The organism is Amycolatopsis sp. NPDC058278 (assembly GCF_042881395.1).
Classification (GTDB): domain Bacteria; phylum Actinomycetota; class Actinomycetes; order Mycobacteriales; family Pseudonocardiaceae; genus Amycolatopsis.
The window spans coordinates 52,615-71,118 of record NZ_JBHVXZ010000030.1 but is presented as its reverse complement, the minus strand read 5'-3'; the positions used below and the strand labels follow the sequence as shown (position 1 = coordinate 71,118).

General features: G+C 72.8%; 19 protein-coding genes. 11 read left to right on the top strand and 8 right to left on the bottom strand.

The window, feature by feature from the left end:
• Positions 1 to 91: 91 nt before the first annotated feature.
• On the bottom strand, positions 92 to 1,075 hold the full coding sequence (locus ACFVYA_RS18145; RefSeq protein ID WP_387046288.1) for a cobalamin biosynthesis protein: 984 nt from the start codon (positions 1,073 to 1,075) through the stop codon (positions 92 to 94).
• A gap of 156 nt (positions 1,076 to 1,231) precedes the next feature.
• Between ACFVYA_RS18145 and ACFVYA_RS18140 the strand changes: the two genes are divergently transcribed.
• Genes ACFVYA_RS18140 through ACFVYA_RS18125 form a run of 4 tightly spaced genes read left to right on the top strand, consistent with a single transcriptional unit; the run spans position 1,232 to position 3,821 of the window.
• Positions 1,232 to 1,792, top strand: coding sequence for a bifunctional adenosylcobinamide kinase/adenosylcobinamide-phosphate guanylyltransferase (locus ACFVYA_RS18140; protein ID WP_387046313.1), 561 nt, complete (start codon positions 1,232 to 1,234; stop codon positions 1,790 to 1,792).
• Positions 1,793 to 1,805: 13 nt separating this feature from the next.
• Positions 1,806 to 2,819 (top strand): nicotinate-nucleotide--dimethylbenzimidazole phosphoribosyltransferase, encoded by a 1,014-nt coding sequence (cobT, locus tag ACFVYA_RS18135; protein ID WP_387046287.1) that lies wholly within the window; start codon positions 1,806 to 1,808, stop codon positions 2,817 to 2,819.
• Between the two features lie 13 nt (positions 2,820 to 2,832).
• Positions 2,833 to 3,066, top strand: coding sequence for a hypothetical protein (locus ACFVYA_RS18130; protein ID WP_387046285.1), 234 nt, complete (start codon positions 2,833 to 2,835; stop codon positions 3,064 to 3,066).
• Between the two features lie 23 nt (positions 3,067 to 3,089).
• On the top strand, positions 3,090 to 3,821 hold the full coding sequence (locus ACFVYA_RS18125) for an adenosylcobinamide-GDP ribazoletransferase (protein WP_387046311.1): 732 nt from the start codon (positions 3,090 to 3,092) through the stop codon (positions 3,819 to 3,821).
• A gap of 5 nt (positions 3,822 to 3,826) precedes the next feature.
• On the opposite strand, the gene ACFVYA_RS18120 is transcribed toward ACFVYA_RS18125, so the two are convergent.
• A complete protein-coding gene (locus ACFVYA_RS18120; protein WP_387046283.1) occupies positions 3,827 to 3,964 on the bottom strand; it encodes a hypothetical protein in 138 nt (45 codons plus the stop codon).
• Positions 3,965 to 4,176: 212 nt separating this feature from the next.
• Positions 4,177 to 4,551, bottom strand: coding sequence for a hypothetical protein (locus ACFVYA_RS18115; protein WP_387046282.1), 375 nt, complete (start codon positions 4,549 to 4,551; stop codon positions 4,177 to 4,179).
• 397 nt (positions 4,552 to 4,948) lie between these two features.
• Between ACFVYA_RS18115 and ACFVYA_RS18110 the strand changes: the two genes are divergently transcribed.
• The gene (locus tag ACFVYA_RS18110; RefSeq protein ID WP_387046281.1) at positions 4,949 to 5,644 is read left to right on the top strand and encodes a helix-turn-helix transcriptional regulator; all 696 of its coding nucleotides are present in this window, start codon (positions 4,949 to 4,951) and stop codon (positions 5,642 to 5,644) included.
• Here ACFVYA_RS18110 and ACFVYA_RS18105 read toward each other — a convergent pair.
• The 5 genes from ACFVYA_RS18105 to ACFVYA_RS18085 all read right to left on the bottom strand — a co-directional run bounded on the left by ACFVYA_RS18105 (position 5,628) and on the right by ACFVYA_RS18085 (position 10,988).
• Positions 5,628 to 5,984 carry a VOC family protein gene (locus ACFVYA_RS18105; RefSeq protein ID WP_387046279.1) on the bottom strand — a complete coding sequence of 119 codons (357 nt, stop codon included), beginning with the start codon at positions 5,982 to 5,984 and terminating at the stop codon, positions 5,628 to 5,630. The genes ACFVYA_RS18110 and ACFVYA_RS18105 overlap by 17 nt on opposite strands.
• Positions 5,985 to 6,066: 82 nt before the next feature.
• On the bottom strand, positions 6,067 to 7,107 hold the full coding sequence (gene cobC / locus ACFVYA_RS18100) for an Rv2231c family pyridoxal phosphate-dependent protein CobC (RefSeq protein ID WP_387046277.1): 1,041 nt from the start codon (positions 7,105 to 7,107) through the stop codon (positions 6,067 to 6,069).
• Entirely contained in the window at positions 7,094 to 8,431 is a 1,338-nt protein-coding gene (locus ACFVYA_RS18095; protein ID WP_387046276.1) for a cobyrinate a,c-diamide synthase, read from the bottom strand. Before ACFVYA_RS18095 ends, cobC begins: the two co-directional genes overlap by 14 nt.
• On the bottom strand, positions 8,425 to 9,039 hold the full coding sequence (gene cobO, locus ACFVYA_RS18090; protein WP_285985480.1) for a cob(I)yrinic acid a,c-diamide adenosyltransferase: 615 nt from the start codon (positions 9,037 to 9,039) through the stop codon (positions 8,425 to 8,427). The genes ACFVYA_RS18095 and cobO overlap by 7 nt, the downstream gene beginning before the upstream one ends.
• Entirely contained in the window at positions 9,039 to 10,988 is a 1,950-nt protein-coding gene (locus ACFVYA_RS18085; RefSeq protein WP_387046274.1) for a putative cobaltochelatase, read from the bottom strand. Before ACFVYA_RS18085 ends, cobO begins: the two co-directional genes overlap by 1 nt.
• A 67-nt stretch (positions 10,989 to 11,055) precedes the next feature.
• Between ACFVYA_RS18085 and cbiE the strand changes: the two genes are divergently transcribed.
• The 6 genes from cbiE to ACFVYA_RS18055 are packed head-to-tail and all read left to right on the top strand — an operon-like array spanning position 11,056 to position 18,494.
• Positions 11,056 to 12,240, top strand: coding sequence for a precorrin-6y C5,15-methyltransferase (decarboxylating) subunit CbiE (cbiE, locus tag ACFVYA_RS18080; protein ID WP_387046272.1), 1,185 nt, complete (start codon positions 11,056 to 11,058; stop codon positions 12,238 to 12,240).
• Positions 12,237 to 12,998, top strand: a complete 762-nt coding sequence (gene cobM, locus ACFVYA_RS18075; protein ID WP_387046270.1) for a precorrin-4 C(11)-methyltransferase — start codon at positions 12,237 to 12,239, stop codon at positions 12,996 to 12,998. Before cbiE ends, cobM begins: the two co-directional genes overlap by 4 nt.
• Entirely contained in the window at positions 12,995 to 14,011 is a 1,017-nt protein-coding gene (locus ACFVYA_RS18070; RefSeq protein ID WP_387046268.1) for a Gfo/Idh/MocA family protein, read from the top strand. Before cobM ends, ACFVYA_RS18070 begins: the two co-directional genes overlap by 4 nt.
• Entirely contained in the window at positions 14,008 to 14,727 is a 720-nt protein-coding gene (locus ACFVYA_RS18065) for a cobalt-precorrin-6A reductase (RefSeq protein ID WP_387046266.1), read from the top strand. Before ACFVYA_RS18070 ends, ACFVYA_RS18065 begins: the two co-directional genes overlap by 4 nt.
• Positions 14,724 to 15,383, top strand: coding sequence for a 5,6-dimethylbenzimidazole synthase (gene bluB / locus ACFVYA_RS18060; RefSeq protein ID WP_387046264.1), 660 nt, complete (start codon positions 14,724 to 14,726; stop codon positions 15,381 to 15,383). Before ACFVYA_RS18065 ends, bluB begins: the two co-directional genes overlap by 4 nt.
• Positions 15,384 to 15,401: 18 nt before the next feature.
• Entirely contained in the window at positions 15,402 to 18,494 is a 3,093-nt protein-coding gene (locus tag ACFVYA_RS18055; protein WP_387046262.1) for an arabinosyltransferase domain-containing protein, read from the top strand.
• Positions 18,495 to 18,504 lie beyond the last annotated feature (10 nt).

Below are 18,504 nucleotides of genomic sequence, written 5' to 3'. Positions count from 1 at the left end.
CTCCGGTACCGCGGCGGCCGCTCGCGCGGGAAATTTGCCACGCCGCTCGGCTCGCCGGTCGGGACTCCCGAAGGCACGGTCTCGATCCGGGCTACGCATGAACAACTCCAGAACACCGAGGTGCGGCAACCACTCCTGGGAACCGCCGGGTGGCGGGGGCTGCGACGGCGGCGATGGTCACCGCGGCCACGCCCACCAGCCGGGACAAGCGCACCGCCCGGCGCAGATCCTTCGGCTCCGGGTCGCGGCCTTCGCCGAGGCGGGCCCGGCTCTCCACCTCGCCGCCGTAGCTGTTCGTCCCGCCGAGGCGGATGTCCAGCGCGCCCGCGAACGCCGCTTCCACCTGGCCCGCGTTGGGGCTCGGGTGTCGGCCGCCGTCGCGGCGCCACACCCGCCAGGACTCCCGGGCCCGGCCGCCCGCGCACAACGCCGTGAGCGCCGCCCCGATCCGCGACGGCACCAGGTTGACGACGTCGTCGGCGCGCGCCGCGGCCCAGCCGAAGCGGCGGTAGCGCGGCGAGCGGTACCCGACCATCGCGTCGAGCGTGTTGAGCGCGCGGTAGCCGAGCAGGCCCGGCATCCCGGCGACGGCTCCCCAGAACAGGGGCGCGACCACGGCGTCCGAGGTGTTCTCGGCGATCGATTCGGTGGCCGCGCGGGTCAGCTCGGCGGAGTCGAGGGTTGTTGCGTCGCGCGCGCAGAGGTGCGAGAGCCGCTGACGTGCTTCGGGCACTTCGCCCGCTTCGAGCAGGCGCGCCATTTCGGTGCCTTCGGCGGCGAGGCCGCGTCCGCCGAGTACCACCCACGTGGACGCGGCGGTGAGGAAGAAGCGCGCGAAGGGACGACGCCGTGTCGCTGCCTGAAGCGCGACGCCGAGGCCGACGGCGCCGAAGGTGCACAGCGCTGCGTACGCGGCTCCACGCGGTTTCGAATCAGCCCACAGACGGTGTTCGAGACGGGCCGCGGCAGTCCCGAACAGAGCGACGGGATGGCCCGTTCGGGGGTCACCGAACAGAGCGTCGGTTACGTATCCGGTCACGAGTCCGGCCGCGGTTGTCCCTAGACGGAGTGGCACGTGGCGCACGGTAGCGCGTGCACCAGAATGCCGGGTATGACTGTGTCCGATGCCGCCTCCGCGGGAAAGCGTACGTCGGCGGGGCCCAATGCCGCCTCCGCGAAGAAACGTCCGTCGGCGGGGCTGACGCACCGGCTCGCCGGGTATCTCGAAACCATGGCTCGCGCCCTCCGCCGGTACGGGCGCGACGAAGGCAAGGTGCTGGTCCTCGGCGGCGTCCGCTCGGGGAAGTCACGGCACGCCGAGCGGCTCGTCGCCCACCACCCACACCTCATCTACGTCGCGCCCGGCCTGCCCGCGGGCGAAGACGACCCCGAATGGGCCGCGCGGGTGGCCGCGCACCAGGCGCGGCGGCCGGCGAACTGGAAGACCGTCGAGACCACCGACCTGGCCGGCATCCTGCGCACGGCGACCGAGCCGCTGCTGATCGACTGCCTCGGCACCTGGCTGTCCCGCGTGCTGGACGACGTCGGCGCGTGGCGGCAGAAGCCGGGCTGGGAGCACCGCCTGGACGACCGGCTCGAGGACTTCCTGGCCGCGTGGGCCGCGGCGCGCGTGCCGGTGGTCGCGGTGAGCAACGAGGTCGGCAGCGGTGTGGTGCCCGCAACGTCGTCCGGACGGCTGTTCCGTGATGTGCTGGGCGCACTCAACAACCGGGTGTCCGCCGACGCCGACCGGGTCGTGCTGGTCGTCGCGGGCCGGGCGCTCGACCTGTAGCCAGGAGGCGCCCGTGTTCGACGTACCCGTGCCCGACCCCGCCGCCCGCACCGCCGCACTGGCGCGGCTCGACGGCCTGGTCAAGCCGCTCGGCGCGCTGGGCAGGCTGGAGGAGATCGCGGCCTGGCTGTCGGGGGCGCACGGCACCGTCCCGCCGCGCCCGCTGGACGACGTCCGCGTGGTCGTCTTCGCGGGCGACCACGGCGTGTCGGCGCTTTCGGCGTACCCACGCGAGGTGACCGCGGCGATGGTGCGGGTGTTCCTGGCCGGCAAGAGCGGCGTGAACGTGCTGGCCGCCCAGGTCGGGGCGCGCGTGCGGGTCGCGGACATCGGCGTCGACTGGGACGGCGCGGACGTGCCGGCGTCGGTGATGGCGCACAAGATCCGCCGCGGTTCGGGCTCGATCGACGTCGAGGACGCGTTGCTGCCGGGCGAAGCCCAGGCCGCGTTCGAAGCGGGCCGGGCGATCGCCCTGGAGGAACGCGAGGCGGACGTCCTGATCCCGGGCGACATGGGAATCGGCAACACGGCGATGTGCGCGGCGCTGGTGGCGGCCTCGCTGGGACTGCCGGCGGCGGAGGTGGTCGGCACCGGAACGGGAGTCGACGCGGCGGGCTTGGAGCGCAAGACGGCGGCGGTCGCGGCGGCGTTGACGCGGACGGCGGGCCGGACGGAGGACCCGTTCGAGAGGCTGACGGCGCTGGGCAGCGCCTGCGTGGCCGCGACGGCGGGCTTCCTGGTCCAGGCGGCGGTGCTGGGAATTCCGGTGCTGCTGGACGGGGTGTTCTCCGGGGCGGCGGCGCTGGTGGCGCGGGACATCGCGCCGGGGGCGGAGCAGTGGTGGCTGGCCGGGCACCGTTCGACGGAACCATCGCAGGCGTTCGCGTTGAAGGCACTGGGCCTGGAGCCGATCCTGGACTTCGGCCTGCGGCTCGGCGAAGGCAGCGGCGCGGTCCAGGCGGTGCCGACCCTGCGAGCGGCCCGGGCGATCTTGGCCGACATGGGCCTGCTGGCCGACCTGGCGTGAAAAAGCAGCCCCGATGGTCATGATCGGCGACCGGCCACCCGTGACGGCGGATCGGGCGGTGCCGGGGCACGGCGAAGGCGGCCTGATCATGGGCGTTCACCATCGTTGCGCGATCGGCCGCCTGGTCGAACGCGCCACTCGTCCGTCCCAGGTCCGTTCCGTCGGCTCCCCGGCCGGCAAGATCACCGCTCGGCGATCTGTCCCCAACTCCGCCGTCGCCGGCATAGCTGTGGACAACCCGTCGTGAGCCGGTGGATTGACGCCGTGCGGATGGCCGTCGGGACGCTGACCACCGTGCCGGTTCCCGCTCCGCGGGTCATCGATCGGCGGGTTGCCGGGCGGGCCATGCTGCTCGCTCCCCTTGCCGCGCTGCCGCTGGCCGCTGCCGCCGGAGGGATCGTCTGGGCCGGTTCCGCCGTCGGGCTGCCCGCGCTCGCCACCGCGGCGCTCGCCCTCGGGGCCGTCGCGCTCGGCAGCCGGGGGTTGCACCTCGACGGGCTCGCCGACACCGCCGACGGCCTCGGCGCCTCCTACGACCGCGCCAAGGCCCTCGACGTCATGCGCCGCGGGGACTCCGGGCCCACCGGAGTCGCCACCCTCGTCCTGGTCCTCCTCGTCCAGGTCGGTGCCCTGACCGCCGCCAGCCCGTTCACGGCGGCCGCGGGCGTGCTCGTCGGCCGGTGCACGCTCTCCATGGCGTGCGCGCGGGGCGTTCCGACAGCCCGGCCGGAAGGGCTCGGTGCCACCGTCGCCGGCTCGGTGCCCCGCGCCGCCGCGATCGCTGTGGGCGTGGCCGCCGCCGGGCTGGCGGTGCTGCTGCCCGGGCTGCCGTGGTGGCGTGGGCCGCTCGCGGTCGGCCTCGCCTACGCCGTCACCGGCGCGCTCCTGTGGCGGTGCACCAAACGGCTCGGCGGCATCACCGGCGACGTCCTCGGCGCCGGTGTCGAAGCCGCCGTCGCGGCCGCTCTGCTCGCATTGTCCCCCTGGACGATTGATGTGTAACTCGGTCAGTGGTCGTGGGCGGTCAGTGATCGGGTGATGGGTTGGCCGGTGGGGTGGTTGTGCCGGATGGCCGGGGTGAAGGCGAGCAGGCGTTGGGCGATGCGGCGGTCGTCCGGTCCGGGCGAGCTCGACGAGGTGGTCATCGATCTTGACGCAGAGTGCGGTGAGAAGGGTGTTCAGGTCTGCCGTCACCAACGGATCTTGAACACCCTTCACCCGTCTCGAGACACCGCCTGAACTCAGGACTTACTCGTCTGGTGCGGCGATCACCCGCCGCAGGGCTCGAGGCGGCCGGCCACGGCGAAAGGCACCCGTTCCACGGCCGCGTCAGTGACAGTGACGATCAGGATGCTGATCAGGCGTCGAACCACCCCGCCGAGACCCAGTCCCCCGTGCGCTTCCAGCTGACCAGGAAGTACACGACCGGGTTGCTCGCTGTCCCGGGGATCACAGCGCTGCACCCCGAGTCACTGCCGTTGGCGTCGTCGACGTAGCCCCTGGCGCCGTTGCGCAGTATGTAGTCTGTCCGGAAGCCGTAGCCGTCACTCTTGGTGTCGCAGGAGTAGACCCGGGTGTGATTGTTGGTGACACCACCGTAGCCGCACCGGCCGTTGCAGTTGTTGATCGAGCCGATGGCATCGTGCGCCGACGCCGCGGGCGCGACGGCCACTGCTGCTCCGGCCGCTAGCACCAATGCAGCCGGTGTGGTCCACTTCTTGATCTTCGCCATGAGTTTCCTCCCTGGTCTCCCGGTCGAGTCGAGCGGGAAACGCTCCAGCCGCGCAGAAGGTTTAGCCGAACCTCATGCCGTCCGGGCGGAAGATTCAGAGCACACCCCCGTGTTCCAGACCTTGCCGACCCCTGAATCCCGAACGTGGACGCCGCCGTCGTGCTGCCCGCAGCCGACAACGTCGTCACCGCTCAGGCGAAGCCAACGCGCTCCGGCCGCCGTGGTCAGCCGCTACGGCGCCGACGACCGATCCGGAGTGGAGCGCCTGGCATGCCCCGGCGCGGCCCGCGCTGCTCGACGACGACACGGTGGTCATGTTTCGACAGGTCGAAAGAACGACGACGCTGTCGTCACTCACCCCCGCAAGCGACCGAAACTGTCATACCCCCTCCTTACAGTGATCCGCGTGAACCGGACCGATCGTCTCTACGCCCTTGTCGAAGAACTGCGCGCCGTCGCGCCGCGGCCACGCAGTGCGCGCTGGCTCGCGGAGCGGTTCGAGGTCAGCGTCCGCACCGTCGAACGGGACATCAGCGCTCTGCAGCAGTCCGGCACGCCGATCTATGCCGAGGTCGGCCGCACCGGCGGGTACTGCCTCGACAAGGCGCACACGATGCCGCCGGTCAACCTGACGCCCGGCGAGGCCGTCGCCATGGCACTCGCGCTCAAACACCTCGACGCCACTCCCTTCCGGGCGGAAGGGCGCTCGGCGCTGCGCAAGCTGGTCGCCGCGATGCGGCGGGAGGACGCGGACGCGGCGCAGAACCTCGCCGCCTGTGTCCACCTGCTCGGCGCCGGGCCCGTTCCGCCGATGCCGCACGTGCTCGGTATCCGCCGGGTACTGCGCATCCGGTACACCGACCGCGCGGGCACCGCCACGCGGCGGGAGATCGAGCCGCTCGGCTACGTCGGCAAGCCCGAACACTGGTACCTCATCGCCTGGTGCCGGCTGCGCCGGGAGATCCGGGCGTTTCGCACCGACCGGATCGTCTCCTACTCCGTGACCGCCGAGGTGCCGCCGCTTCGCCGCCTGCGGCCCGAGGACCTCGACATCCCGTACGGCGACGTCGATCAGCTCACTTTGGCGGGGTGAACACGGAGAAGTGGTTGCCCGCCGGGTCGAGCAGGTGCGCGAACGTCACGCCGACCGGGTTGACGCTCGGTGGCCGCTGCACCCGCCCGCCGGCTTTCTCGACCTGGCGGCAGGTGGCGTCGACGTCCTCGACCAGCACCGTGAAGACCGCGTAGTCCGCCGTTCCCGCGGAGAGGCCGCCGCGCGAGCCGCCGGTGTCGATCACCCGGTAGGCCGGGTCGGTGCTGGCCGACGAGTCCTGGGCGATCTTCCAGCCGAACACCTCACCGTAGAACCGTTCGGCGGCCGCCGGGTCCGCGGCACCGATCTCGAACCAGGCGACGTCGTTGAATCCGGGCATGTCGTTCCTTCCGCTGCCACGCCGGGTGTTTCCCGGTGTGCACCCAGTTTCGGCGGCGGTGGCGACAACCCCCTGTCGGTGTTTACGAAACTTCGCGCAAAGCCGCCAGGAACGCGTCCGTGGTCGCGCGGTCGCGGACGGCCAGCCGCAGGTGGTCCGGGCCGAGGCCGGGGAACGTGTCCCCCCGCCGCACCGCGTAGCCCGCTTCACGCAGGCGCGCGCGCAGGGAAGCCCCGTCAGGGACGCGTACCAGCACGAACGGGCCGCGCGGGTCGCCCAGCACCGGCACGCCCGCCGCCGTCAGGCCGGACACCAGGTACTCGCGGTCCGACTCCGCCGCGATCGCCAGCTTTTCCGCTTCCTCCACCGCGGACGGCCGGCAGCACGCCACGGTCGCCACGCCGGCCAACGTCGACACCGACCACGGCACCTGCACCGCCCGCAGCCGCTCGACGACATCCGCCGGAGCGAGCACGTAGCCCGCCCGCAGGCCGGCCAAGCCCCAGGTCTTCGTCAGGCTGCGCAGCACGACGACACCGGGGACACCGGAGGCCAGGCTCTCGGCCTCGCCCGGGATCGCGTCCAGGAACGCCTCGTCGACCACGAGCAGCCGGCCGGGGCGCGCCAAGGAAAGCAGCGAAGACGCGGGATGCAGGACCGACGTCGGGTTCGTCGGATTGCCGACGAACACCAGGTCGGCGTCGGCCGGGACCAGCGCCGGATCGAGGACGAAACCGTCCGCCTCGGCCAGGATCACCCGCGAGACCGCGTGCCCGGCCGCCCGCAGCGCGGCCTCCGGCTCGGTGAACTGCGGGTGCACGACGACCGCGTGGCGCGGCCGGAAAGCCGAGGCCAGCAGCGTGAACGCCTCCGCCGCGCCCGCGGTGACCAGCACTTCCGAGGGAGAACGGCCGTGCCGCGCGGCCACCGCGCGCACCGCCTCCACTGTGGACGGATAGGCGGCCAGCGAGTCCAAAGCGGACGCCAGTTCGGCTCGCAGCCAAGCGGGCGGACGCGGCAGCCGGACGTTCACGGCCAGGTCGACCAGCCCCGGCCCGACCTCACGATCACCGTGGTGGTGCAGGTCGTAGCCGCCCGCGGAGGCGGGTTCAGCCCCGGTCATACGCCCGCACCCGCGCGGCGAACCGCTGGGCCAGCTCGGGATACCCCGCCCAGTGGACGTGCAGGTAGGACGCGTGCAGCGTCGGCGACGCGAAGCCGTCCAGCTGCCGGTCCCAGCCCCAGGCCGCCGAAGCGCCGTGCGACGGCGTCACCTCGGTCCGGTGGAACTCGTGCCCCGTGACGCGCTGACCGGCCGTCGCCAGCAGGTTGTCCTCGACGGCGACCGCGCGCCGGTAGCCGAGCTTGCCGCGGGCGGTCATCTTGGCGTCCGCGGGCACCGCTCCGACCATCGGCACGCCGTCCAAAGACTGGCAAAGGTAGAGCAGGCCGGCGCATTCCGCGCTCACCGGCATTCCACTCCGGACGGCCGAAGCCACCGCGGAACGCAACGCCGTGTTCGACGACAGCTCGGCCGCGTGCACCTCGGGGAACCCGCCGCCGAAGTACAGGCCGGCGCACCCGTCGGGCAAAGCCTGGTCCCGCAACGGATCGACGTCCACGACCTCGACGCCGCAAGCCGCCAGCAGCTCGATGTTCTCGGTGTAGCGGAAGGTGAACGCCGGACCACCGGCGGCGGCGATGGTCACCGGTGAACCATCCGCACCGGACGGCTGCCACGGCGGTGAAGAAAGCCTCGGCGCCCCGGAAGCGATCCGGACGATCGCTTCGAGGTCGACGCCGTCCCGCACCCACGCGGCCAGCGCGGGCAGCACGTGCTGAGCTTCCGCGGCCCGTTCCGCCGCCGGGACGAGCCCGAGGTGACGGCTCGGCGCGTGGATCTCTTCGTTGCGGTACAACGCCCCCAGCAGCGGGACACCGGTGGCTTCCAGCGCGGACGCGATCTCGTCGAGGTGGCGCTGCGAGCCGAGCTTGTTGAGGATGACGCCGGCGAGCCGCACGCGGTTGTCGTAGTGGGCGAAGCCGAGCACGGTCGCGGCGACGCTGCGGGAGGCGGCCGAGGCGTCGACGACCAGCACCACCGGCGCGTCGAGCAGCCGGGCCACGTGCGCGGTCGAGGCGTAGCCTTCGGTGCCCAGTGCCCCGTCGAACAGGCCCATCACGCCCTCGATCACGGCGATGTCGGCGCCGTGGGAACCGTGCCGCAGCAGCGGGATCAGCGCGTCTTCACCCTGCAGGAACGGGTCGAGGTTGCGCGCGGGACGCCCGGTGGCGAGGGCGTGGTAGCCCGGGTCGATGAAGTCGGGCCCGACCTTGTGCCCGGACACCCGGTGCCCGGCCGCGCGCAGCGCCGCCATCAGCCCGGCGGCGATCGTGGTCTTGCCGTGCCCGGAACCGGGCGCGGCGACGACCACGCGCGCTACCACTCGATCCCCCGCTGGCCCTTCTGGCCGGCGTCCATCGGGTGCTTGACCTTGGTCATTTCGGCGACCAGGTCGGCGGCCTCGACGAGCTCCGGCGGCGCGTACCGGCCGGTGATGACGACGTGCTGGTGCCCGGGCCGCGAGACCAAAGTGGACACGACGTCGTCCACCTCGAGCCAGCCCCACTTGAGCAGGTAGGAGAATTCGTCGAGGACGTAGAAGTCGTGTGTCTCGGCGGCGAGCCGGCGCTTGATCTCCGCCCAGCCTTCGCGCGCGTTCTCCGCGTGGTCCTCTTCGGAGCCGGACTTGCGCGCCCAGCTCCAGCCTTCGCCCATCTTGTGCCACTCGACCGGCCCGCCCTGGCCGGTGTCCTCGTGCAGCTTGCCCAGCGCGCGGAACGCGGCTTCCTCGCCGACGCGCCACTTCGCCGACTTGACGAACTGGAACACGCCGATCGACCAGCCCTGGTTCCAGGCGCGCAGCGCCATCCCGAACGCGGCCGTCGACTTGCCCTTCATCTCGCCGGTGTGCACGGCGAGCAGCGGCCGGTTGCGGCGCTGGCGGGTGGTCAGGCCGTCGTTCGGGACGGCTTCCGGTTTGCCCTGCGGCATCAGGCGGCCCTTCCGGTCCGGGCGCGGACGGCGTCCGCCAGCGATTCGGCGGCGACGTCGGCGAGGGGGACGTGTTCCGCGCCGAGGTGGGCGGCGAGGTCGGCGGCCAGGCCGAGGCGCATCTTGCCGCTCTCGCAGTCCATCACGATCGTCGTGACGCCGGCCAGGAGCCCGGCCGCGGCCTTGGCGCGTGCGACGGCGTCGGGACCGCTGGTGGCGCGGCCGTCGGTGACGACGACCAGCAGCGGGCGGCGCCGGGGGTCGCGGATCTCCTCGACGCGCAGCACGCGCGCCGCCTCCAGGAGCCCTTCGGCCAGGGGTGTCCGGCCGCCGGTCGGGAGGCCTTCAAGGCGGGACGCGGCCGCGTCGACGCTGATCGTCGGCGGCAGCGCGAGTTCGGCCGCATCGCCGCGGAACGTGACCAGCCCGACCTTGTCGCGGCGCTGGTAGGCGTCGAGCAGCAGCGACAGGACCGCGGACTTGACCTCGCGCATCCGCGCCTTCGCGCCCATCGAACCGGACGCGTCCACGCAGAACAGCACGAGGTTGCCTTCACGGCCTTCGCGCAGGGCGAACCGCAGGTCTTCCGGGCGCAGTTCGAGCCCGGCGCCGGTGCGGCCGCGGGCTTTCTGGTGCGGTGCCGCGGCTTTCACGGTCGCGACCAGGTGTGGCCGGCCTTCGCGGACGCTCGCGGGCTGGACGCCGATCGTCCGGCCGCTGTCGGTGATCGCGCGCGAACGGCGTCCGCGCTCGCCCTCACCCGTGCCCTTGACGCGGAAGACGCGGGCCTTGAACGTCTCGCCGGCCCCGACGGTCTTCTGCTGACCGCCACTCTGCTGCTTCGGTTCGCCTTGCGGCGCGTTTTCGCTGCCCTGTGGCGGCTCGGGCACCTCCGAGGGCGCCGACCCCGAGCCGGGGCCGTCGTCCTCGGGCCCCGGGTCCGGCTGGGCGTCCTGCAGCGCCTGCTCCAGCTGCTCTTCCGAGATCCCCGGCGCGTCGAAGGGGTTCCGGCGGCGCCGGTGCGGCAGCGCCAGCCGCGCGGCGACGCGGACGTCCTCGGTGGTCACCTCGTCGCGACCGGCCCAGGCCGCGTGCGCGACCGCCGTCCGCGCCGTGACGATGTCCGCGCGCATGCCGTCGACTTCGAAGGACGCACAGATTTCGGCGATCTGACGCAGGGCGTCGTCGGGGAGCTTGACGGCGGGCAAAAGCCGTTGCGCCGCTTCGATGTCCGCGGCGAGCTGGGCGTCTTCGCCGGCGTACCGGGCGGCGAAGGCGTCGGGATCGGCTTCGTAGGCCAGGCGGCGGCGGACGACCTCGACGCGCTGCTCCGGATCGCGGCTGGAGGCGACTTCGACGGTCAGCCCGAACCGGTCCAGCAGCTGCGGCCGCAGCTCGCCCTCTTCGGGGTTCATGGTGCCGATCAGGACGAACCGCGCGGCGTGCGAGACCGAAACGCCTTCGCGTTCCACGGTGGCGCGGCCCATCGCGGCGGCGTCCAGGAGCGTGTCGACGAGGTGGTCGTGCAGCAGGTTGACCTCGTCGACGTAGAGCAGCCCGCGGTGCGCGGCGGCCAGCAGGCCGGGCTGGAAGTCCGTCACGCCTTCGGCGAGCGCGCGTTCCAGGTGCAGCGAGCCGATGACGCGGTCTTCGGCGGCGCCGACCGGGAGTTCGACCAGCTTCGCGGGCCGCCGGTGGCTGTTCGCGCCGTCGTGCGGGCCGTCCGGGCAGAGCGGGTCGGGAGCCGCGGGATCGCAGGAGAACCGGCAGCCGTCGATGACGTCTACGCCCGGCAGGAGGCCGGCGAGCGCGCGGACCATGGTCGACTTCGCGGTGCCCTTTTCACCGCGCACCAGCACCCCGCCGACGGCGGGCGAGATCGAGGACAGGACCAGCGCCAGGCGCAGGTCCGGCAACCCGACGACGGCGGTGAACGGGTACGGCTTCAACAGCGCTCCTGACGTCGGCGACCGGCCGATCATCGCACAGCGCCCGCCTCGCTTAGGGTGGGAAATCGTGCGCGAAAAATCACGTCGATCCACGGCGGAGGCGGGCTCCGCGAACCGCCTGACCGTGGTCGGGATCGGGGCCGACGGCTGGCCCGGCCTGTCGGAACCGGCGCGGGCCGCGGTGCTCGCCGCCGACGTCGTGCTGGGTGCGCCCCGGCAGCTGGCCTACCTGCCCGAGGAGGTCCCGGCGCAGGCGTGGCCGACGCCGTTGCTGCCGGGGCTGGACGCGGTCATCGCGGAGCACGAAGGCGCCCGGATCTGCGTCCTGGCCAGCGGCGATCCGTTTTTGTCGGGGGTGGGTGCCACACTGGTGGCCCATGGATACGAGGTCGAAGCGCTACCTGCGCTCTCCTCGGTGACACTGGCCCGGGCACGGCTGGGCTGGTCCGCCGAAGAGACCGAGGTGGTCACCATCGTCGGCCGGTCGTCGGCCCGCGTCGCCCGGGTGCTGGCGCCGCGCCGGCGAGTGCTCGTCCTGGGTGCCGACGCGCCCGCTTTGCGCTCCCTGCTCACCGTGCGGGGTTACGGCGAGAGCGAGCTGATCGCGTTGGAGAACCTGGGCGGGCCCGACGAGCGCATCTCCGACGGCTGGGCCGGCGATCCCGGACCGCTGACGGTGTTCGCGCTGGCGTGCGCGGGTCCGGCGTTGCCGCTGATCGGCATCCCGGACGACGTGTATGCCCACGACGGGCAGTTGACCAAGCGCGACCTGCGAGTGTCGGCGCTGGCCCGCCTCGCGCCGAGTCCCGGCGAGCTGTTGTGGGACGTCGGCGCGGGCGCGGGCAGCGTCGGCATCGAGTGGTCACGGCTGCACGGACTGAACCGCGCGGTCGCGATCGAACGCTCGGCGGAGCGGGCCGAGCGGATCGCCCGGAACGCATTGGACCTGGGAGTACCGGAACTGGAGGTGGTGGCGGGGGAAGCACCGGAAGCGCTGAGCGCGCTGCCCGCACCGGACGCGGTCTTCATCGGAGGCGGCGTGACGGCGCCGGGCGTACTGGACGCGTGCGTGGCCACCGGCGCCCGGGTGGTGGCGCACGGGGTGACGCTGGAGGCCGAGCAGGTTCTGGCGCGTGCGTATGAAGAGCATGGCGGCGAACTGCTGCGGATCGGCGTGGAGAAGGCGGCCCCGCTGGGCGGCTTCACCGGCTGGACGCCGGCTCGGGTCGTGACGCAGTGGAGCAACCGATGACCGTGCACTTCATCGGCGCCGGACCCGGGGCCGCCGACCTCATCACCGTGCGAGGCCGGGACCTGCTCGCCCGGTGCGGTGTCTGCCTCTACCCCGGCAGCATGACGCCGCCCGATCTGCTCGCCTACTGTCCGCCCGGGGCCGAGCTCGTCGACACGGCGAACCTCAGCCTCGAGCAGATCGTCGCGAAACTGGCCGAGGCCCACCGGGCCGGGCACGAGGTCGCGCGGCTGTGCTCGGGGGATCCGTCGCTCTACAGCGCGGTCGCCGAGCAGGTGCGGCGGCTCGACGCGGCCGGGGTGCCCTACGCGGTCGTCCCCGGCGTGCCCGCCTTCGCCGCTTCGGCCGCCGCGCTGAAGCGGGAGCTCACCGTGCCCGAAATCGGGCAGAGCCTGGTGATCACCCGCGTGCAAGCCCGCTCGACCAAGATGCCGCCCGGGGAGACCCTCGCCGCCTTCGCCGCGACCGGGGCCACGCTCGCGCTGCACCTCGCCATCAACCACGTCGAGCGGGTCGCCGAAGAACTCCGGCCGCACTACGGCGCGGACTGTCCCGTCGCCGTCGTCGCGCTCGCGAGCCAGGCCGGGGAAACCGTCGTGCGCGGGGTGCTCGGCGAGCTGCCCGCGCTGGTCCGCGAAGCCGGGATGACGCGCGCTGCCACCATCTTCGTCGGGCGGGTGCTCGCCGCCACCAGCTTCCCCGACAGCTTCCTCTACTCGAGTGCCCGCGACCGGGCGAACCAACCGGAGTCGTTGTGACGGAACTGCGCTGGGGCCTGCTGGCCGCCGGGACGATCGCCGCCCACTTCGCCGCGGGCGTCGACGAGAGCAAACACGGCGTCCTCGGGGCCGTTGCGGCGCGGGACGCCGGGCGCGCGCGGGACTTCGCCACGCGCTTCGACATCCCGAAGGCCTACGGCAGCTACGAAGAGCTCCTCGCCGACCCGGACATCGACGCCGTGTACGTCTCGACGCCGCACGCGCTGCACAAGCAGTGGGCCATCGCCGCCGCCGAAGCGGGCAAGCACGTGCTGTGCGAGAAGCCGCTGACGATCACCGCGGCCGATGCCGAGGAGGTGATCGCGGCCGCCCGCGCGCACGACGTCTTCCTGATGGAGGCGTTCATGTACCGGCTGCACCCGCAGACACGGCGGCTGGCCGAGCTCATCTCGTCCGGCGCCATCGGCGAGGTCCGCGCGGTGGACACGACCTTCTCCTTCGACAGCAACCCGGAGGAGACCGCCCGGCTCGGCGACCCGGCGCTCGGCGGCGGCGGGATCCTCGACGTCGGCTGCTACTGCACGTCCCTGGCGCGGCTGGTCGCGCAGGCCGCGACCGGGCAGGAAGTCGTCGAACCGGCCGAGGTCAGCGGGATGGCGCACCTGTCCGCCACCGGCGTCGACGAGTGGGCGACCGGCCTGCTGCGCCTGCCCGGGGACATCCTCGCGACGATCTCGTGCGGGATCCGGCTGACCCGCGAGGACGGCATCCGCGTCTTCGGCTCGGACGGGCAGATCCACATCCCGCGGCCCGCGTGGATCCACCCGTTGCGCAAGCCCGGCGTCTCGCAGATCATCCTGACCCCGGCCGGCGGCGAGCCGGAGGTCATCGAGGTCGAAGCCACCCAGGGCGTCTTCGCGCGCGAAGCGGACCACGTCGCCGCGCACGTCGAAGACCGCCAGGCGCCCGAGCTGACCTGGGCGGAGACCCTGGCCAACCTGCGGACCCTGGACCGCTGGCGCGAGGCCGTCGGCTACGGACGTTCCTCGTGATCCTGATCCTCGGCGGGACCGGCGAAGCCCGGCAGCTCGCCGAAACGCTCACTGCGCGCGAAGTCCGCGTTGTCTCTTCGCTGGCCGGACGCGTCGCACGACCGAGGCTTCCCGCCGGCGAAGTACGCGTCGGCGGCTTCGGCGGCCCGGCGGGCCTGGCGCGGTATCTGCGCGAAAACCGGATCGACGCCGTCGTGGACGCCACGCACCCCTTCGCCGAGCGCATCGGCGCGAACGCGGCGGAAGCGGCCGAGCTGACGGAAACACCCCTCCTCCGGCTCGCGCGGCCCGGCTGGCGGCCGGGCCCCGGGGACGTCTGGCACTGGGCCGACGACCTCGCCGACGCCGCGCGCCGGCTGCCGGACCTGGGCGAACGCGTCTTCCTCACCAGCGGCCGCCAGGGCCTCCCGGCCTTCGCGCACCTCGACGACCTGTGGTTCCTGATCCGCTGCGTCGACCCGCCCGAGCCGCCGCTCCCGCGGCACCACGAGCTCCTCCTCGCCCGCGGGCCGTACGAGGTGGCAGCCGAGCGCGAGCTGCTCGGCCGGGTCGACGTCCTGGTCACCAAGGACTCCGGTGGGGCGCAGACCAGCGCGAAGCTGACCGCGGCCCGCGAGCTCGGGAAGCCCGTCCTGGTGGTCCGGCGGCCGGCCCGGCCGCACACGGAGACCGCCGAAACCGTCCCCGAGGCCGTCGAATGGGTCCTGCACCGATGATCGAAGAGTTCTACGAAGTCCTGCGCAAGCGGCGGGACGTCCGCGGCGAGTTCACCGGCGCGCCGATCCCCGAACCCACGCTCACGCGGATCCTCGAGGCCGCGCACGCCGCACCGAGCGTCGGGCTCACCCAGCCGTGGGACTTCGTGCTGGTCGAGGACCACGCGACGCGCGAGAAGTTCGCCAAGCACGTCCACGAGGAACGGGAGGTCTTCGCGGGGCAGCTCGGCGAAGACCGCGCGAGCACGTTCGCGAACATCAAGGTGGAAGGCATCCTCGAAGCGAGCCTCGGCATCGTCGTCACCTACGACCCGGCGCGCGGCGCGCCCGACGTGCTCGGCCGGCACGCCATCGCCGACGCCGGCCTGTACTCGGTCTGCCTCGCGATCCAGAACCTCTGGCTCGCCGCGACCGCGGAGGGCCTGGGCACCGGCTGGGTCAGCTTCTACCGCGAGCCGTTCCTGAGCGAGCTGCTCGGCATCCCGGACGGCGTCCGGCCGGTCGCGTGGCTCTGCGTGGGGCCGGTGAGCAAGCTGGAGACCGTGCCCGACCTGGAGCGCCACGGCTGGCGCAGCCGCCGTCCCCTGGCCGCGGCGATACACCACGGGCGATTCACCCCGCGTGATCCGGGGGCTGCGTCAGCCGCCGACCTCTGACCCGTTAGCGTTGCGCCGATGCGTCTGATTGCCGTAGCGCTGGGGTTGCTCTCGGCCTTGTGCGCGCTGGCTTTCCCCTTCCTGCCGGTGGTGCAGGACACGGCGGAGGTCGTCTGGCCGACCGGCAGCGACACCCGCTCCGTCAACGCGCCCTTGACCGGGTACTGGGCCCAGGACCTGCGCGCCGAGCTGCCGTGCGCGGCCATCCGCTCGGTCGACGCCCGCACGAACGGCCCCGGCCTGCTCTTCGCCACCGTGCCGGACGGCCGCACCGACCCGAAGGCCGGCAACGGGGTCGGCCTGCAGCTGCGCGTCGACAACGGCGTGCTGCTCGCCTCGAGCCAGGGCCAGCAGATCGCCCAGCAGCCGCTGCCCGCCGAAAAGTGCGACGTCGAACTGGACGTCGACGCGACGCAGATGACGCTCGCCGTCGCCGGGACACCGATCTTCCACGCGGGCGGCGACGTCCGGCCCCGCGTCGTCGGCATCTACTCCTCGATCAACTCGAGCAAGGACCCGATCGCCGGCCTGCACGTCTCGGTCGTGCCGGACACGCGGTACCAGACGTCGCCGACCGCGCTGAAGATCGTCGTCGGCGTGCTCGCCGTGCTGTCGCTGATCGGCTGCCTGATCGCGGTCTGGCGCCGCGACTCCGGCTTCGCGCGCCGCGCCCCGCGCTGGGCGCCGGTCGGCTGGTGGCGGCTGACGGCGCGGGACGCGACGGTGATCATCGCGCTCGGCGCCTGGGTCTTCATCGGGCCGGTGACCTCCGACGACGGCTACATCCTCACCATGGCCCGGGTCACCGAGGCGACCGGCTACCTGACGAACTACCACCGCTGGTTCGGGGTCGCCGAGGCGCCGTTCGGCTGGTTCTACCACGTCTTCGAGCTGATGACGCACGTCAGCACGGTGCCGCCGTGGATCCGGCTGCCGTCGTTCCTGCTCGGCGTGCTCAGCTGGCTGCTGATCAGCCGCGAGGTGATGCCGCGGCTGGGCACCCAGATCCGCACCAGCCGCCCGGCCAGCTGGGCCGCCGCGACGGTGTTCCTGATCTGGTGGATGCCCTACAACAACGGTGTCCGCCCGGAACCGGTGGCCGCGCTCGGCTCGCTGCTGGCGATCTGCGCGGTGGAGCGCACGCTGGTGACGCGCCGGCTGCTGCCGCTGTGCCTCGGCCTGACCGCGGCCGGGTTCACCCTGGCCGCGACGCCGACCGGGCTGATCGCGGTGGCGCCGTACCTGGTCGCGGCACGCCCGCTGTTCAAGCTGATCCGCCAGCGCGCGAACGAGCACGGCTGGCTGCCGGTCCTCGCACCGGTCGCCGCGGCCGGGCTGCTCGTGCTGGTCGTGGTGTTCGCCGACCAGACGTTCGCGACGGTGCAGGAAGCGACCCGGATCCGCACCCAGGTGGGCCCGAACCTCTCGTGGTTCCAGGAGCTCGCGCGCTACCAGCTGCTGTTCGCCGACCTGCCGGACGGCTCGGCGCCGCGCCGGTTCCCGGTGCTGCTGGTCGTGCTGTGCACCGCAACGTGCCTGGTGATGCTGCTGCGCCGCAGCCGGATCCCCGGCGCGTCGCTCGGCCCGGCGCGGCGACTGATCGGCACGACCGCGCTGTTCTTCCTGCTGCTGGCCCTGACGCCGACGAAGTGGACGCACCACTTCGGCGCGTTCGCCGCGGTCGGCGCGTCGATGGCGGCACTGACCGCGCTCGCGACCAGCTCGACGGTCCTGCGGTCCAAACGCAACCGCGCCGCCTTCCTCGCCGGGCTGCTGGTCGTCGCCGCCCTGGCGGCGACCGGGCCGAACACCTACTGGTTCGTCTCGCGCCTCGGTGTCCAGTGGACGAACGTGGCGCCGTCGATCGGCGGCATCGGCCTGTCCACGATCTTGCTGATCGCCGCGGCGATCGCCGGGGTGTACGCGTTCGTCGAGAACGTCCGCGCGCACCGGCCGGGCCTGCCGGACCAGCCCCAGGAAGGCCGGCTGCGCGCGCTGCGGCTCGGGTCGCTGTCGCTCGTGGTCGTCTGCGGCCTGGTCGCGGCGGGCGAGTTCGTCACGATGGCGTGGGCGATCCACAACCAGTCCGGCAGCTACAGCCTCGGCGCGGCCAACGTCGGGCACCTGTTCGGCAAGAGCTGCAACCTCTCCGACCACGTGATGGTCGAGCGCGACGCGGCGACGAGCATCCTGCACCCGCAGGCCGAGCAGCGGACCGTCGCGGAGAAGCCCAAGGAGACGGACTCGCCGCTGCCGAACCCCGACCAGGACAACGGCCGCGTCCAGACCGGCTTCCACACCCGTCCGGTCGACGACAAGGACCCCCTGGCCGAACCTCCGCACGGGTTCACGCCGGACCAGGTGCCGATGTGGTCGAGCTACCTCGACCCGGAGACGCGCGCCGGGCGGCTGCGCAGCGACTGGTACGCGCTGACGGAGAAGCCGGGAGACGGCCAGATCGTGGTGGCGGCGGCGGGTGCGGCCCGCCGTCCGACGTCGGTCAGCCTCGACTACGGCGTCGACACCCCGGACGGCGTGAAGGTCCTGCGCAGCCAGTTCATGCTCCCGCCGGGCGCGGGCACCAACGGCTGGAACGACACCCGCATCAACCTGCGCGACCTCCCGCCGGAGACGAACGCGGTCCGCATCAACATCATCGACAACGACCTGACCGAGGACGGCTGGATCGCGGCATCGGCCCCGCGCGTTCCGACGTTCACGACGCTGACGGACCGCATCGGCTCGAAGCCGGTGTACGTGGACTGGCCGGCGTCGTTCGTGTACCCGTGCGTCCAGCCGGTGACGTCCCACGACGGGATCTCGCAGGTCCCGGACTACCGCATCACGGCGGGTGGCCTGGCGGACGAGGCCCAATGGGCGTCCTCGACGAACGGCGGGCCGATCGGCTGGCTGGAGGAGCTGGCCGAGGAGCCGGAGGTGCCGAGCTACCTGATCGGCCAGCCGAGCCAGTCGTGGGGCCAGCTGCTGCAGATCGAGCCGTTCACCGAGGGCATCGCGCCGACGGTGGTGCACGGGGAGAAGACGGTGCCGGGCTGGTGGTCACCGGGCCCGGGACCGCGGCAGCCGAACGGCAAGGACCCGACGCGCTGAGAAGTGTGAG